This window comes from Agrobacterium sp. YIC 4121 (genome assembly GCF_002008205.1).
Lineage (GTDB): Bacteria > Pseudomonadota > Alphaproteobacteria > Rhizobiales > Rhizobiaceae > Agrobacterium > Agrobacterium leguminum.
Genome location: NZ_MRDI01000003.1, coordinates 86,606 through 100,688, shown reverse-complemented (window position 1 = coordinate 100,688; position 14,083 = coordinate 86,606). Strand labels below are relative to the sequence as shown.

At 59.5% G+C, this 14,083-nt stretch carries 15 protein-coding genes; 8 read left to right on the top strand and 7 right to left on the bottom strand.

The window, feature by feature from the left end; genetic code table 11:
- The first annotated feature begins 8 nt into the window (after positions 1 to 8).
- A complete protein-coding gene (locus BTE54_RS04660; protein ID WP_003522629.1) occupies positions 9 to 1,454 on the top strand; it encodes an NAD(P)(+) transhydrogenase (Re/Si-specific) subunit beta in 1,446 nt (481 codons plus the stop codon).
- A gap of 69 nt (positions 1,455 to 1,523) precedes the next feature.
- On the opposite strand, the gene rutF is transcribed toward BTE54_RS04660, so the two are convergent.
- The 7 genes from rutF to BTE54_RS04625 form a co-directional block, all read right to left on the bottom strand.
- A complete protein-coding gene (rutF, locus tag BTE54_RS04655) occupies positions 1,524 to 2,048 on the bottom strand; it encodes an NADH-dependent FMN reductase RutF (RefSeq protein WP_065655575.1) in 525 nt (174 codons plus the stop codon).
- Positions 2,049 to 2,074: 26 nt separating this feature from the next.
- A complete protein-coding gene (locus tag BTE54_RS04650) occupies positions 2,075 to 2,665 on the bottom strand; it encodes a malonic semialdehyde reductase (RefSeq protein ID WP_059760057.1) in 591 nt (196 codons plus the stop codon).
- A 16-nt stretch (positions 2,666 to 2,681) separates the two neighbouring features.
- The gene (gene rutD / locus BTE54_RS04645; RefSeq protein ID WP_198939072.1) at positions 2,682 to 3,473 is read right to left on the bottom strand and encodes a pyrimidine utilization protein D; all 792 of its coding nucleotides are present in this window, start codon (positions 3,471 to 3,473) and stop codon (positions 2,682 to 2,684) included.
- A gap of 13 nt (positions 3,474 to 3,486) precedes the next feature.
- On the bottom strand, positions 3,487 to 3,873 hold the full coding sequence (gene rutC / locus BTE54_RS04640) for a pyrimidine utilization protein C (protein WP_004443491.1): 387 nt from the start codon (positions 3,871 to 3,873) through the stop codon (positions 3,487 to 3,489).
- 26 nt (positions 3,874 to 3,899) lie between these two features.
- Complete coding sequence (gene rutB, locus BTE54_RS04635) at positions 3,900 to 4,640, bottom strand: pyrimidine utilization protein B (RefSeq protein WP_060723695.1); 741 nt, start codon at positions 4,638 to 4,640, stop codon at positions 3,900 to 3,902.
- Complete coding sequence (rutA, locus tag BTE54_RS04630) at positions 4,637 to 5,728, bottom strand: pyrimidine utilization protein A (protein WP_065655578.1); 1,092 nt, start codon at positions 5,726 to 5,728, stop codon at positions 4,637 to 4,639. Before rutA ends, rutB begins: the two co-directional genes overlap by 4 nt.
- A 460-nt stretch (positions 5,729 to 6,188) precedes the next feature.
- Positions 6,189 to 6,800 (bottom strand): biliverdin-producing heme oxygenase, encoded by a 612-nt coding sequence (locus tag BTE54_RS04625; RefSeq protein ID WP_078051649.1) that lies wholly within the window; start codon positions 6,798 to 6,800, stop codon positions 6,189 to 6,191.
- Positions 6,801 to 7,106: 306 nt separating this feature from the next.
- Between BTE54_RS04625 and BTE54_RS04620 the strand changes: the two genes are divergently transcribed.
- From BTE54_RS04620 to BTE54_RS04590, 7 genes are all read left to right on the top strand, one after another.
- Positions 7,107 to 7,991 (top strand): dihydrodipicolinate synthase family protein, encoded by an 885-nt coding sequence (locus BTE54_RS04620; RefSeq protein ID WP_078051648.1) that lies wholly within the window; start codon positions 7,107 to 7,109, stop codon positions 7,989 to 7,991.
- Between the two features lie 21 nt (positions 7,992 to 8,012).
- Entirely contained in the window at positions 8,013 to 8,669 is a 657-nt protein-coding gene (locus BTE54_RS04615) for a GntR family transcriptional regulator (protein WP_065655581.1), read from the top strand.
- Between the two features lie 104 nt (positions 8,670 to 8,773).
- On the top strand, positions 8,774 to 10,105 hold the full coding sequence (locus BTE54_RS04610; RefSeq protein ID WP_065655582.1) for a sugar ABC transporter substrate-binding protein: 1,332 nt from the start codon (positions 8,774 to 8,776) through the stop codon (positions 10,103 to 10,105).
- Positions 10,105 to 11,043 (top strand): sugar ABC transporter permease, encoded by a 939-nt coding sequence (locus BTE54_RS04605; RefSeq protein WP_078051647.1) that lies wholly within the window; start codon positions 10,105 to 10,107, stop codon positions 11,041 to 11,043. Before BTE54_RS04610 ends, BTE54_RS04605 begins: the two co-directional genes overlap by 1 nt.
- Positions 11,044 to 11,057: 14 nt before the next feature.
- Positions 11,058 to 11,879, top strand: coding sequence for a carbohydrate ABC transporter permease (locus BTE54_RS04600; RefSeq protein WP_174039668.1), 822 nt, complete (start codon positions 11,058 to 11,060; stop codon positions 11,877 to 11,879).
- A gap of 29 nt (positions 11,880 to 11,908) precedes the next feature.
- Complete coding sequence (ugpC, locus tag BTE54_RS04595) at positions 11,909 to 12,967, top strand: sn-glycerol-3-phosphate ABC transporter ATP-binding protein UgpC (protein ID WP_078051645.1); 1,059 nt, start codon at positions 11,909 to 11,911, stop codon at positions 12,965 to 12,967.
- 21 nt (positions 12,968 to 12,988) lie between these two features.
- Entirely contained in the window at positions 12,989 to 13,948 is a 960-nt protein-coding gene (locus BTE54_RS04590) for a sugar kinase (protein WP_078051644.1), read from the top strand.
- Positions 13,949 to 14,083 lie beyond the last annotated feature (135 nt).

The following is a 14,083-nucleotide window of genomic DNA, read 5'->3' as shown; positions in this document are numbered from 1 at the left end:
GACATTCAATGACCATTGGTATCGTTTCCGCGGCCTATGTTGCCGCAGCCGTTCTTTTCATCCTTTCTCTTGGTGGCCTTTCCGGACAGGAAAGCGCCAAACGCGCCGTCTGGTACGGCATTGTCGGCATGGGTCTCGCCATCGTCGCCACCGTCTTCGGCCCTGAGATCAGCAAGGGCGTCGGGCAGTGGCTCGTCGTACTCCTGATGCTGGCGGGCGGCTCCGTTCTCGGCTACTTCGTCGCAAGCCGCGTGCAGATGACCGAAATGCCGCAGCTTGTTGCAGCCCTTCACTCCTTCGTCGGCCTCGCCGCCGTCTTCATCGGCTTCAACGCCCATATCGAGGAAGCGCATGTCGCCTCGCTCGATGAGACCGCGCGTTCGCTGCTGACGGGCTTTTCCGCCATTCTCGCCCACAAGACGCCGGTGGAACTGGCGATCATGAAGGTCGAGGTCTTCCTTGGCGTCTTCATCGGTGCAGTCACCTTCACTGGCTCCGTCGTCGCCTTCGGCAAGCTTGCCGGCAAGGTGGACGGCAAGGCGAAGAAGCTGCCGGGCGGACATTTGCTCAATGCCGGCGCTGCGATCCTGTCGCTGGTGCTGCTCATCATGTATTGCAACGGCGCCGGCGCTTGGACGCTGGTGCTGATGACGCTTGCCGCCTTCTTCATCGGTTATCACCTGATCATGGGCATCGGCGGCGCCGACATGCCTGTCGTCGTTTCGATGCTGAACAGCTATTCCGGCTGGGCGGCCGCAGCAATCGGCTTCACGCTCGGCAACGATCTGCTGATCGTCACCGGTGCGCTGGTCGGCTCCTCGGGTGCGATCCTCTCCTACATCATGTGCAAGGCGATGAACCGCTCCTTCATCTCGGTCATCCTCGGCGGCTTCGGCGGCACGACGGGTCCGGCGATGGAAATCGAGGGCGAGCAGGTGGCGATCGACGCCGAAGGCGTGGCGGCCGCGCTGAATGACGCCGACAGCGTCATCATCGTTCCCGGCTACGGCATGGCGGTGGCGCAGGCGCAGGCCGCGGTCTCCGAACTGACCCGCAAGCTGCGCGCCGACGGAAAGACCGTGCGCTTCGCCATCCACCCGGTCGCAGGCCGCCTTCCCGGCCACATGAACGTACTGCTGGCCGAGGCCAAGGTGCCTTACGACATCGTGCTGGAAATGGACGAGATCAACGACGACTTCCCCAATACCGACGTCGTCATCGTCATCGGCTCCAACGACATCGTCAATCCGGCCGCCCAGGACGATCCCAACTCGCCGATTGCGGGCATGCCGGTTCTGGAAGTGTGGAAGTCCAAACTTGTCATCGTCTCCAAGCGCGGCCAGGGCACCGGTTACTCCGGTATCGAGAATCCGCTGTTCTACAAGGACAATACCCGGATGTTTTACGGCGACGCCAAGAAGTCGATCAACGATCTTCTGCCGCTGATCAAGTAAATGAAAAGGGCGTTTCCGGGAGGCCGGAAACGCCCTTTCTATAGTCCGAGAGGAAAAACTCCCGCTGGATCAAAGCACCCGGTAACGCCGGTTGAAATACATCAGCGCCTCATCGCCTTCATTGATCTTCATATCCACAACCTCGCAGATCAGAATATCATGCGTGCCGCCGTCATGCGCCTCACGGATGCGGCAGTCGAAAGAGACAAGCGCGTCCTCCAGAACCGGCGCGCCGGTTTCAAGCACACCCCAGCTCCCGGCGGCGAAACGCTCTTCCGCCGGCGTCTTGCCGCCGAAAAGCGTGCTCAGCACCTCGTGATGGGCGGCGAGCGTGTTGACGCAGACGACGCCATTGGCCTTCACCACCCTGTAAGCGGAAGAATTGCGGTTGAGGCAGATAAGAAGGGTGGGCGGATTGTCGGAAACGCTGCAAACCGCCGTCGCTGCAAAGCCTGCACGGCCTGCCGCCCCGTCCGTGGTGACGATATTGACCGCCGCACCGAGCCGCGCCATGGCGTTTCTATAATCGAGGCTGCGCTGCTGTGCAGTCTTCGTCTCCATTTCCGCTTCCTTTTCAAGAGACATCATCTGCATCTAACCCATCCTTCCTTAACAGGCCATCAAGCCAGCACACAGGCGTCTTCGAAGCCAAGGCGGGGCAACCGTCCGAAAAGCTTCGACGGATCGCCATAGCCGAGATTGATCAGGAAATTGGACTTCCACGTCGTGCCTGCGAAAAACGCCGCATCCACCTTGCCTTTGTCGAAACCGGACATCGCCCCGGTATCAAGTCCCAACGAGCGGGCTGCTAGGATGAGATAACCCGCCTGCAAAGTGGCATTGCGGAAGGCCGTTTCCTCGGCCACGGCCGGGCTGGAGGTGAACCACGAACGGGCATCGGCATGCGGAAACAGCATCGGCAGTTTCTCGTAAAATTCGCGGTCGATGGCGGCAATCACGGTGACGGGTGCTGCCATCGTCTTTTCGAGATTGCCCGACGAAAGCGCTGGCCGCAGTTTTTCTTTCGCTTCCTGGCTGCGCACGAACACGAAACGTCCCGGCGAGCAATTGGCTGAGGTCGGACCCATCTTCGTCAGATCGTAAAGCTCTCTCAGCGTCTCGTCGCCGACCGGCTTGTCAGCCCAGCCATTGTGGGTGCGCGCCGCGGTGAAAAGTGCTGCAAGTGCCTTGTCGTCGAGTGCTGTGGTCATTGTCCTAAAAATCCCGTCAGAATGTTCGTGTTGCCGGTAGCAGAAACTGCAAAAGCCGGGCATTGAAAAGGTCAGCTTCAGTAATATTGACCGCATGCGCCCCGAAATCGAGAAGGCAGAGTTCCCCCTGCGGCAAACCCTCAGCGAGACGCACGGAGCGGGTGTAGGGCACCAGGAGATCGTCTTTCGTGCCCACCACCAGAACCGGATTGCCGATCTCGCCGAGGCGACTATCGACGTCAAAGGCCCTCAGTGCCGCGATGCGCCGAAGCACATTCCCCTTGCCCTGAAAATGCGCGACGCCATGGGCATCGTCCCGCGCCAGCCGCTCCTGATGGTCCGACATCCAGGCGGCCGGATAAAGAAACAGCGGCTGGGCTTTGACGAAAGCCTCAACGCCGGATTTCTCCAGAAGCTCGATCCGCACATCGAAGCAGCGCCCGGAATGCGGATCCGCCTTGCTCCAGGCATTGATGAGAACAAGCCTGTCGATAAGGCCGGGCCTGCGCAGCGCGATATCGAGGCCGATCAGACCGCCAAGCGCATGGCCCATGAAGTGGAATTTCTCGAGGGTCAGCGCCGAGACGATTTCCAGCACATCATCCGCCATCGCCGATATGCCGCCCTCCAGCGGCACCTCACCGCCGGTCCTGCCGGCTCCGCGATGGTCGTAGGTGACGATCCGGAAATGATCGGCAAGGACTTCGATCTGCGGCGTCCAATAGGCGCCCGATCCGCCCAGCCCCGATGACAGCAGGATGGTGGGCGCCTCAGGATCAGTCAGGCCATGAACCTCGAAATGCATCATCTGCCGTTTCGCCCTATTTGCCGATATGGGCGACGGTGGCGATTTCCACCAGCGCGTCTGGCTTTACAAGACCGCATTGGATGCAATAACGCGCCGGCTTGTCGCCGGGGAAATATTCGGCATAGACCGTGTTGACGGCCTGATAATTCGCCCAGTCGGTGATGAAGATGTGGTTCATCGTCACGTCCTCCATCGTGCCGCCGGCGGTTTCGATGACGGACTTGATGGTTTCCAGAACATGGCGGGTCTGCGCGCTGGCATCGCCCACATGCACGACATTATTGTCCTTGTCGAAGGGCAGCGTGCCGGAAACGTAAACCACGCCATCGGCAAGGGTTCCCGGCGAAAAGGGAGCGATGGGTTTGCTGGTGCCAACAGGTACGATGATCTTTTTCGGCATTTCGTTCTCCTCTTTGTTTTTCTCAATCAATCGGTGACGGGTGCGGCCTGCGAGATGACACCGCAGAAATCATTGACGGTGGCCACCCAGCCGAAAAACTTCTCGACATTGTAGACCGTCGCCTGCTGGATATAGTCCGGCCCGAGATGATGGGTGGCGTCCTCCAGCATCACCCCGAAATATTCGAGGTGGAAGGCGTCGCGCAGTGAGCTTTCCACGCAGACATTGGTGGCGATGCCGACAAAGACCAGATTGCGGATGCCGCGGGCGCGCAGCACGCTGTCCATATTGGTATTGAAGAAACCGCTGTATCGCGTCTTCGGCACCAGAATATCCCCGGGCTGCGGCTGAAGCTCGTCGACAATGGCATAGTCCCACGTGCCCTTGGCCAACAGCTGGCCCTGCAACTCCGGCCTTTTGCGCATGGTCTTCAGGGCGTTGGATTTGTGCCAGTTGGGCGAACCCGGGCCGCCCGCCTCGACATAATCCTTGTCCCAGCCATTCTGGAAATAAATGACCTGAACACCCGCCGCCCGCGCGGCATCCAGCGTCTTCTTGATGTTGGCGATGGTACCCTTGGCCCCGGAAATATCGAAACCGGCCAGATCGACATAACCGCCCTCGGTCGAATAGGCGTTCTGCATGTCGACCACGACAACGGCGGTCTCGCTGGGTTTCAGGGTGATCGGCTCCGGCCTTGCGGGAAGCGTCACACTTTCCGAACGGCTTTCCGGCCCCTTGTAACCCGCCACGACGGCTTCACTCATTCCGCAGCCTCCAGTGCAGCCTGAACATGCGCGCGGCTCTTCATCAGCGGCTGCACATATTTGCCGAATTTCTCGACGCCTTCGAGGAAGTCGTCGAAGGTCAGCATCACGCCGCCCGTTCCCGGCACTTCGCTCATCTCGTCCAGCATCGCCGCCACTTCCTCATAGGAGCCGATCAGCGTTCCCATGTTGATATTGACCGCCGAAACGGGATTGGACATGTGGCGAACATTGGTGTCGGAGCCGGATTTGGTGTCGACAGCGCTTTGCAGGCCGAGCCACTTGATCGCATCCTCATCGGCACCCGCTTTGTAATGCTCCCACTTCGCCCAGGCATCCTCGGATTTTTCCTCGGCAAGGATCATGGTCAGCACGACGGATTTAACCTCGCGACCGCTCTTTTCCGTTGCCGCCAGAAGCCGCTCATTGGTGGGCGCAAAGGCCTTTGGCGTGTTGACGCCGACACCGAAGCAGAAGCTGTAATCGGCGAACTTGGCCGAAAACGCCATGCCGGAATTGGAAGAGCCGGCGCAGATGAGTTTGACGTCGCCCTGCGGCACCGGCTTCATACGGCAATCCTCCATCTGGAAGAACTTGCCCTTGTAGTCCGACTGGCCCTCCGTCAGCAATTCCTTGAGGACTGTCGTATATTCGCCGAGATATTCATAACGATCACCGAAATAATCGTCGCCCGGCCAGAGCCCCATCTGGCTATATTCCGGCCGCTGCCAGCCGGTAATAAGATTGATGCCGAAACGGCCGCCGGAAATGGAATCGATGGTCGTCGCCATGCGGGCTACGATGGCCGGCGGCATGACCAGCGTTGCGGCCGTGCCGAACAGCTTGATCTTGGAGGTGACAGCGGCAAGGCCCGCCATCAGCGTGAAGGATTCCAGATTATAGTCCCAGAACTCGGTCTTGCCGCCAAAGCCGCGCAGCTTGATCATCGAGAGCGCGAAGTCGAAACCATATTGCTCCGCCTTCAAGGTGATCGCCTTGTTCAGGTCGAAGCTCGGTTTGTATTGCGGCGCGTTTTCTGACAGCAGCCAACCATTGTTCCCGATCGGGATAAAAACACCAACTTCCATCTTGCTGTTCCCTTTTTTGCATCAGGTGTCTCCTGACTTGGCAAAAGAGTAGCAGGTTCTGTGCCAGACCAAATAAAATAATTTTATCAAATGGATAAAATTTTGGAGGCGAATTATTTTTACCAAAAGATAAAAATTTTATCATTCGATAAAATTATTTGCCTGTTTATTCGGCAAATATCGAACGCAATCTGCGGGAAATGGGCGGCTCTTATATCGGTCGCGGAGCGTTGCGCGGCATCCCAAAACCTCCCTCCGTCATGCCGGCCTTGAGCCGGCATCCAGCCACGGCGCGTCTGCGCCGTGAGAGGAGCCTTTCGCGATCAAGGACTTGATCGCACTGGACCCCGGTTCAAGTCCGGGGTGACGGTGCAGGGATTTTACGACTCAATCGAACACACACGTGCCACGGGGCACGTCTGCGCGATGAGAACAAGAATCGCAAAGCTATGCCGAAATCTCAGGCGAGGCGTTGCCGCGCATAGGCATGCACGGCCCGGAAAGCGGCTTCCGCACCGGCGATGACCCGCTCTTCCTCTTCGACCGTCAGCGAAATCTCATCGAGAGCGGCGGTGAAAGTGCGCCAGTGCAGGCCGCGCCCTTCCGGAGCGCCGGCCAGATGGCGCGCGCCGAAGTCTTCATTCAGACCAAGCTTGGCCGCATCCTTCAGCAGGAAAGCAGCGCCCAGATTGGAGCCTTCAACCACATAAAGCCAACCCATGGCCTCCGGCAGATCGAACGGCATTTCACCGGTGAAGCGCGGCTCGGCGGTTTCGGGAATGGCAAGACCGAGATCGGCAAGGTCCTGCTCGATCATGGAGAGACGGCGGCGGCCCTTGAGATCAGGAAGCAGGCCATCGAGCGTCGCATTGGAAAAGAAGACATCGAGGTCACGATGGAAAAGATATTGCGTTTCCACGAATTTGCCGAAGTTCTCCCGGCTCTCGAACGGCTTCGATGCCATGATGAAGGCATCGAGATCGCCATGCGCGCCGCGCGTCGCAGCTTTCAGGCGCTTGACGCGGCTCTGCTCAATGTCTGCTACAGGCGCTGACGGCTCCGCAATGGTCATGATGATGGTCCCTTTATCCCTAATATTCAGATTGCTGATAAAAATCTTTACTCCAACAGTCAAATTTTATTTTCGCATTTATCCGCTCGCCCTGCAAAGAGCATAAGCCCGCTGTCGCCACGGTAAAGCAGCCTCCCTGCCCCTGTACAACCCTTCCATCCCAACGCCTCGCAGCATTGCCGCTCAACGCACGACGAAGCGAATTCCCCGATCCCCGTCTTCCGAACAATCAAACTGCAATTACCTCTTTACAACTAACATGTCAGCGCGTTATCAATGCGCAATCACCTTCGAGGAGCATCTTACTTGACCCAGAAATTTGGCCTTTCGGCAGCCCTGACCACTCCTTTCAAAAAGGACGGAACGGTCGATATCGACGCCATGATCGCCCATGCCAGACGCTGCCTTGAAAATGGCTGCGACAGCGTGACACTCTTCGGCACCACGGGCGAAGGATGCTCCGTCGGCAGCCGTGAACGGCAGGTCATTCTTTCCCGCTTCATCGAGGCCGGCGTTGCGCCTTCCCGTCTGGTCACCGGCGTTCTGGTGGATTCCATCGAGGACGCCGCCGACCAGTCGGCGGAGGCCCTGAAGGCCGGCGCCCGCAATATTCTTCTCGCACCACCCTCCTATTTCAAGAATGTCGGCGATGACGGCCTGTTTGCCTGGTTCTCGGCGGTGTTCGAAAAAATCGGCAAGGATGCACGCGACATTCTCGTCTACAACATCCCTTCCGTGACCATGGTGACATTGTCGGTCGAGCTGGTTGGACGGCTGAAAAAGGCATTCCCCGGCATCGTCACCGGCGTCAAGGATTCCTCCGGCAACTGGAGCCATACCGAGCGCCTGCTGAAAGAACATGGCGATCTCGCCATCCTGATAGGCGATGAGCGCGATCTGGCGAAGGGTGTTCGCCTCGGCGGTCAGGGCGCGATCTCCGGCGTCGCCAATTTCCTGACACAGGAAGTCCGTGCGATGGCCGTTGACGGCAAGGACGACAAGCGCGTCGAAGATCTTGTTGTGGAACTTCTGAAATTCCCGGTTACACCAGCGGTCAAGGTGCTGGTATCACACACGACAGGAGAAAATATCTGGTCGGACGTGCGCGCACCGCTCGTCGCCATTTCACCGGAGGGCCGGCGGCAGATCGAAGGCGCGTTCGATGCGCTGTTTCGCAAACAGGCCGCCTGAACAGACCTTGAAAGGTTGAGCATGGAAGATACCGGCGAACAGACATTGCGGGAACGGGCGTATGAGAGCTTTACGCATCACCTTCTCTCGCGCGACGTTCGCCCGGGACAATTCATCTCGCAACGCCGCCTCGTGGAACTGACCGGCTTGCCGCTCGGCGCGATCCGGGAGGCGATTCCGCGGCTGGAGGCGGAAGGGCTGATCAAGACCGTGCCGCAACGGGGGTTGCAGGTCGCCCATATCGACATCAACCTCATCCGCGAGGCGTTCCAGTTCCGCATCTTTCTCGAAAAGGAGGCTGTCGCGCTTTTTACCCGCTCGGCCTCCGACGAGGCAATCGCAAAGCTTTTAAAACAGCATCGCGACATTGCCGAAGCGGCTGAAAATGGCGGGGAATCGCCGGAACTGGACGAGCATGCGCAGCAGGTGGACTGGGGCATGCACGATGCCTTCATCGATGCGCTCGGCAATTCGATCATCTCGAACGCCTACCGGGTCAATTCCATCAAGATGCGCCTTATCAATCAGGAGCGCTTCCGCATCGCCGGCCACGTAAAGTCGGTGATGAAGGAACATCTCGCCATTCTCGAGGCCATCGAGAGGCGATCCGTCGAAGACGCCGTGGAGCGGCTGACCGCCCATATCCGCAACGCAAGGGACAGGGCGCTGGCGGTTTAAGGCAATTCCGGCAGGAACTGAAGAGGTTCTGCGCCGGGATTGCAGGAAAATAAGCAACAAGCCGGGGTGAGGAGAATTTCCGGCTAATCTGGAGGAGAACTGACATGACGCATTCATTGCTCAACCCCACGCGTCGCGCCTTTCTGGCAGGCACGGCGGCGCTTGGCGGCGGCGCGATGCTCGGCATTCGCCCGGCATCGGCAGCGGTGAACTGGAAAAAACACGCCGGCACCACGCTTGAGGTCAATCTCGTCAAAAGCCCACGCAGCGAAACGCTGATCAAATATCTCGGCGAATTTGAAGAACTGACCGGCATCAAGGTCAATGCCGAAGCCACCCCGGAACAGCAGCAGCGCCAGAAGGTCGTGATCGAGCTTTCCTCCGGCAAGCCGAGCTTCGATGTGGTGCATCTGAGCTACCACGTTCAGAAGCGCCAATTCGAAAAGGGCAAATGGCTTGCCGATATCAGCGGCTTCCTGAAGGACCCGTCGCTGACCGATCCTTCGCTTGCGGAGAAGGATTTTGCCGAGGCAGGTATGCTGTTTGCCAAGGATAGCGACGGCGTGCTGCGCTCGCTGCCCTTCTCGGTGGATTACTGGATCGTCTACTGGAACAAGGAGCTCTTCGAAGCCAAGGGCCTGAAATACCCTGAGACCTTTGAGGAACTGGTGACGGCGGCGGAAAAGATCACCGATCCCGCAACCAACACCTATGGTTTCGTTGCCCGTGGCCTGAAGAACGCCAATACCCCGGTCTGGACCTCGCTGATGCTGGGTTATGGCGCAAAGCCCATCGGCGCGGACGGAAAGGTCAACACCGAATCCAAGGAAGCGGTGGAAGCCGCCAAGCTCTATCAGCGCCTGATGACCAAGGCCGCCCCTCCCGGCGTCTCCGGCTTCAACTGGGCGGAAGCGCAGTCGGCCTTCCTCCAGGGCAAGATCGGCATGTGGTTCGATGGCGTCGGTTTTGCGCCGCCAATCGAAAACCCGGAAAAATCCCGCGTCGTCGGCAAGGTCGGTTACGGCGTCATGCCGAAGGGCCCGGCAACCCAGGCCGCCGGCACTTTCGGCGATGGTCTCGGTGTTGTCGAAGCCAGCAGCAAGAAGGAAGCCGCTTACCTCTTCTGCCAATGGGCGATTTCGCATGAAATGGGCGCGCGTCTGTTGCAGGCGGGTGCCGGCGTTCCATTCCGCCAGTCCATCCTCGAAGACCAGAAGGTGCGCGAAGGCGTGAAGATGCCGGCCGCCTGGCTGGATGCGGTCGTCGGTTCCGGCAAGGTCTCGCAGCTTGCGCTGCCCGTCATCATTCCGGTGACGGAATTCCGCGATATCTACGGCGTCGGCCTCACCAACATGATCGGCGGCGCGGACCCGGCAGCCGAACTCAAAAAGGCGACGGAACAGTTCGCACCCGTTCTGGCGCGTAGCGAGGGATAATGGCCTCCGTGAGCATCGAAAACACCAAAACAGGCGTCAGTCGTAAAGAAGGGAGCGGGCCGGCAAGGCTTGCTCCCAACTACTGGCCCTTCGTCATACCGGCACTTGTCGTCATTTCGGCGGTAATCGTTTTTCCATGGGTCTTTACCCTCTGGATGAGCGCGCATCGCTGGACGCTCGGACAGGAGCAGAGCTTTATCGGTTTCGAGAACTACATCCGGCTCGCCAGCGACGCCCGGTTCTGGGAATCGCTCTGGCACACGCTCATCTATACCGTGCTGTCGGTCGTCGCTCCGCTGTTCCTCGGAACATTGGCGGCGCTGGTTTTCGATGCGCAGTTTCCGCTGCGCGGTTTTCTGCGCGGCGTCTTCGTCATGCCGATGATGGCGACGCCGGTCGCCATCGCGCTCGTCTGGACCATGATGTTCCACCCGCAGCTCGGTGTCCTGAACTATCTGCTCTCCTTCATCGGCATCGGCCCGCTGGAATGGATCTACAACCAGTCCACCGTCATCCCCTCGCTGGTGCTGGTGGAAACCTGGCAATGGACGCCGCTGGTCATGCTGATCGTGCTCGGCGGGCTCGCCGCAGTGCCCCGCGAACCCTATGAAAGCGCCGAAATCGACGGCGCCAATGCCTGGCAGAAGTTTCGTTATCTCACCATGCCGATGATCGCGCCGTTTCTGATGATCGCTGTCATCATCCGCTCCATCGACGCCGTCAAAAGCTTCGATATCATCTATGCGATGACCCAGGGCGGACCCGGCACGGCATCGGAAACTATAAACATCTACCTCTACAATACGGCGTTTGCCTATTACGACATCGGTTACGGCTCAGCCATGGCCGTCGTCTTCTTCATCATCATCGTGGCGCTCTCCTTCGTGCTTCTGATGGTGCGCCAGCGCTCGCAATGGAACGAGATGGAGGAACACTGATGTCCGCAAAAATCCTGAAACGCAGAAATCTCGACCGGCTCGGCCTGTTCTTCGTGGCGCTGGTGATGATCTCGCCGGTCATCCTGTTCTTCATGTGGATGATCTCGCTGTCGCTGAAATATGAAATCGACAACGGCGCTTATCCGCCAATCCTGATCCCCGAACGTTTCGCCTGGTCGAACTATGTGAAGGTGTTCGAAGAGAACAATTTCTTCCTCTATTTCTGGAATTCGGTCCTCGTCACCGGTGCGGCCACTATTCTCGCGCTCGTCATCGGCGTGCCCGCCGGTTACGGCATCGCCCGGCTGAAGGCGGAAAAGTCGGCTGTGGTCATCATGATCGCCCGCATGACGCCCGGCCTCTCCTTCCTCATTCCGCTGTTCCTGCTGTTCCAATGGCTGAACCTGCTCGGCACGCTCTGGCCACAGATCATCATCCATCTGGTGGTGACGGTTCCGATCGTCGTCTGGATCATGATCGGTTATTTCGAGACCACGCCTAAAGAGCTGGAAGAGGCGGCAAGCATCGACGGCGCATCCTCCTGGCAGGTGTTCCGGCTGGTGGCGCTGCCGATTGCCAAGCCCGGCATCGTCGTCTCCTTCATCCTCGCGGTCATCTTCTCGTGGAACAACTTCGTCTTCGGCATCGTGCTGGCCAGCCGTGAAACCCGCACCCTGCCGGTCGCGGTCTACAACATGCTGTCCTTCGAACAGGTGAGCTGGGGTCCGCTTGCCGCCGCAGCTCTGATCGTGACGCTGCCGGTGCTGCTGCTGACCATGTTCGCACAGAAACAGATCGTGGCGGGTCTCACCGCCGGCGCCGTCAAGGGCGGCTGAACCAAACAAATCATAACGGGAACCTGCACATGGCACCGGTCAATATCCAAAATGTCCAGAAGCGCTTCGGCGCGGTCAACATCATCCACGGCATCGATATCGACATCAAGGATGGCGAATTCGTCGTGCTCGTCGGCCCTTCCGGCTGCGGCAAGTCCACCCTGCTGCGCATGATCGCCGGGCTGGAGGAGTTGAGCGACGGCGAAATCCACATCGGCGCACGCGAGGTCAGCCACCTGCCCGCCCGTGACCGCGACATCGCCATGGTGTTCCAGAACTACGCCCTTTATCCGCATATGACGGTCAAGGATAATATGGGCTTCGCGCTGAAGCTGAAGAAGGTGAGCGCCGAGGAAACCAAGGCCAAGGTCGACAGGGCCGCGGCCATTCTGGGGCTGGAAAAGCTGCTGGACCGCTATCCGCGCCAGCTTTCCGGCGGCCAGCGCCAGCGTGTCGCCATGGGCCGCGCGCTGGTGCGCGATCCGCAGGTGTTCCTGTTCGATGAGCCGCTTTCCAACCTCGACGCCAAGCTGCGCGTGCAGATGCGCGGCGAGATCAAGGCCATGCACCAGCGCATCGGCACCACCACCATCTATGTCACCCACGACCAGGTGGAAGCCATGACCATGGCCGACAAGATCGTGGTGCTGCATGATGGCGTCATCGAGCAGATCGGCGCGCCGCTGGAGCTTTACGACAATCCCGCCAACCTCTTCGTCGCCGGCTTCATCGGCTCGCCCGCGATGAATTTCATTCGCGGCCGGGTGGAGGAAGGTGTGTTCCGCACGGCGAAGGGCCTCAGCCTGCCGCTGCCCGCCAATGCCGATATCGGCAAGCTGGGCGGCCGTGACCTCGTCTACGGCGTGCGGCCGGAACATATCCGCGCCGCTGAGAGTGGCATTGAAGGCCGGGTCGAACTGGTCGAAGGCACCGGCTCGGAAATCTATGCCAAGCTGAATTGCAAGGGCGATGACATTGCCTGCCTGTTCCGCGAGCGCCTCAATGTCCGCTTCGGCGATACGATCCACATTGCCATCGATCCGGCAACCGTGCATCTGTTCGACAAGGACAGCGGCAAGCGTATCTGACAGGTGACAGGAGTGAACAGCATGGCAGACAAACAGGGCGGCAAGCATGTGCTCTGCGTGGGTGCCGCCGTGCTGGACACCCTGTTTCGTGTGCACGACATGCCGAAGGGCGAAGGCAAGGTCCTGCCCTATGAGATGCTGCAGATTGCCGAAGGCATGGCGTCGAGTGCTGCCTACGCCGTCCATCGCATGGGGGGCCGCGCCAGCCTCTGGGGCGCGGTGGGCGATGACGAAACCGGTACCCGCATCCTGGGCGATCTCAGTGAAAGCGGCATCGACACATCAGGCATGACGGTTGCACCCGGCGCACGCTCGGCCCTGTCGACAATCATCATCGATGACCGGGGAGAACGGCTGATCGTGCCTTTTTACGATCACCGGCTGCATGAGAAAAAACGCACCTGCACGCCGGAGGATATTGCTCCTTTCGATGCCATCCTGGTGGATGTGCGCTGGCCGGAACTGGCGCTCGATGTTCTGACTGTGGCACGCGCGCTTGGCAAACCGGCCATTCTGGATGGCGATGTTGCACCCATCGAAACCCTTGAGAAGCTGGCCCCCGCCGCAACCCATATCGTCTTTTCCGAACCCGCCGCCGCCCGGCTGACCGGACTTGAAACGGTGAAGGACATGCTGCCGATGCTGCATTCCCGCTACCCGCAAACCTTCATCGCCGTTACCGCCGGACCGGCGGGCTGCTGGTGGACGGAGGCCGGCGATCTCAAGGTGCATTTCCAGACGACGATGCAGGTCAAGGCGGTGGACACGCTGGCGGCAGGCGATATTTTCCACGGCACGTTCGCACTTGCGATGGCTGAAGGCATGGAAAGCCGCGCCGCCATCCGCCTCTCCTCCGTTGCCGCCGCGCTCAAATGCACGGTCTTCGGCGGCCGGGCCGGCGCACCGACGCGCGAAGAGACGGAAGACGCGATGCGCCAATGGCTGGAGCGTGAAGGCGAACCCGCGCTGCGCGCCTCCTGAGCGCATCCATTGCCCGCATAAAACTATTCCATTTTTGCGATGCCGTTTCGCGGCGAAGTAGTCTAACGTCAAGTCAGAGCAAAGCTTTTCGCAAGCCGCGCCTTTTCCACCTTGAGCCCGTATTCCGCAAAAGTG

What these genes read in the sequence shown, in the direction of transcription:
- BTE54_RS04660 (WP_003522629.1), top strand. Translation starts at nt 9, where the DNA reads ATGACCATTGGTATCGTTTCCGCGGCCTATGTTGCCGCAGCCGTTCTT.
- BTE54_RS04605 (WP_078051647.1), top strand. Translation starts at nt 10,105, where the DNA reads ATGGCCTCCGTGAGCATCGAAAACACCAAAACAGGCGTCAGTCGTAAA.
- rutF (WP_065655575.1), bottom strand. Translation starts at nt 2,048, where the DNA reads ATGCAGATGATGTCTCTTGAAAAGGAAGCGGAAATGGAGACGAAGACT.
- rutD (WP_198939072.1), bottom strand. Translation starts at nt 3,473, where the DNA reads ATGATGCATTTCGAGGTTCATGGCCTGACTGATCCTGAGGCGCCCACC.
- BTE54_RS04590 (WP_078051644.1), top strand. Translation starts at nt 12,989, where the DNA reads ATGGCAGACAAACAGGGCGGCAAGCATGTGCTCTGCGTGGGTGCCGCC.
- BTE54_RS04610 (WP_065655582.1), top strand. Translation starts at nt 8,774, where the DNA reads ATGACGCATTCATTGCTCAACCCCACGCGTCGCGCCTTTCTGGCAGGC.
- BTE54_RS04650 (WP_059760057.1), bottom strand. Translation starts at nt 2,665, where the DNA reads ATGACCACAGCACTCGACGACAAGGCACTTGCAGCACTTTTCACCGCG.
- rutB (WP_060723695.1), bottom strand. Translation starts at nt 4,640, where the DNA reads ATGAGTGAAGCCGTCGTGGCGGGTTACAAGGGGCCGGAAAGCCGTTCG.
- BTE54_RS04625 (WP_078051649.1), bottom strand. Translation starts at nt 6,800, where the DNA reads ATGACCATTGCGGAGCCGTCAGCGCCTGTAGCAGACATTGAGCAGAGC.
- ugpC (WP_078051645.1), top strand. Translation starts at nt 11,909, where the DNA reads ATGGCACCGGTCAATATCCAAAATGTCCAGAAGCGCTTCGGCGCGGTC.
- BTE54_RS04615 (WP_065655581.1), top strand. Translation starts at nt 8,013, where the DNA reads ATGGAAGATACCGGCGAACAGACATTGCGGGAACGGGCGTATGAGAGC.
- rutA (WP_065655578.1), bottom strand. Translation starts at nt 5,728, where the DNA reads ATGGAAGTTGGTGTTTTTATCCCGATCGGGAACAATGGTTGGCTGCTG.
- rutC (WP_004443491.1), bottom strand. Translation starts at nt 3,873, where the DNA reads ATGCCGAAAAAGATCATCGTACCTGTTGGCACCAGCAAACCCATCGCT.